Consider the following 798-nt stretch of genomic DNA (forward strand, 5'->3'; position numbering starts at 1 on the left):
GAAAAGTTATTCTAAATTAGCTGGTAAAGTCACATAAGAGGTTTTTCTTGAATATTTAAGTCTATAAACTTGTGTTATAATCAATGTATTATAAATATAAAAAAACACGAGTTTTAAGACGATGAGAGACGCGTTTATTTGCGTCGAGAATTAGATTTTGTTAACAAGTACCCATAAAACGATTAAAAGAGGTGGTATTCAAATGGCTAAAATTGGTTATGCACGTGTATCAACACAAGATCAAAGTCTTGATGGACAGATTGATACACTTGAGGAATATGGTTGTGAACGTATCTTTAGCGAGAAAGCGAGTGGTCGTAAAACGAAAAGAACGGAACTTGATAAGTGTTTGGATTATTTACGTGAAGGAGATATTCTAGTTATCTATAAACTAGATCGCCTTGGACGTACAACAAAGCAATTAATTGAGTTATCTCAATGGTTGGATGAAAATAATATTGATTTACATATTATAGATATGAACGTATCGACCAAAGATGCGATGGGCAAAATGTTCTTTACCATGATGAGTGCATTCGCTGAACTTGAAGCTAACTTATTAAGTGAACGAACTAAAAAGGGATTAGAAGCAGCAAGAGCAAGAGGCCGAAAAGGTGGTCGCCCTTCATTACCTGATCACAAGAAAAGAGAAATTAAGTTTCTATACGACGAACAAAAACTTACTGGCGAAGAGATTGCAAAGCAAACAGGTGTTAGCAGGTCTACTGTTTATAGAATAATAAAAATGAAGTAGTAAAAACAAATAATCACAGTAAGAAAACTAATGAAAGGAGAATC

General features: G+C 33.7%; 1 protein-coding gene. It reads left to right on the top strand.

Annotated elements, in window-relative coordinates; translation table 11 throughout:
• Positions 1 to 202: 202 nt before the first annotated feature.
• On the top strand, positions 203 to 754 hold the full coding sequence (locus tag KA894_RS14355; protein WP_186330832.1) for a recombinase family protein: 552 nt from the start codon (positions 203 to 205) through the stop codon (positions 752 to 754).
• The last annotated feature ends 44 nt before the right edge of the window (positions 755 to 798 follow it).

This window comes from Staphylococcus sp. GDY8P131P (assembly GCF_017891975.1).
Lineage (GTDB): Bacteria > Bacillota > Bacilli > Staphylococcales > Staphylococcaceae > Staphylococcus > Staphylococcus nepalensis.

What these genes read in the sequence shown, in the direction of transcription:
- KA894_RS14355 (WP_186330832.1), top strand. Translation starts at nt 203, where the DNA reads ATGGCTAAAATTGGTTATGCACGTGTATCAACACAAGATCAAAGTCTT.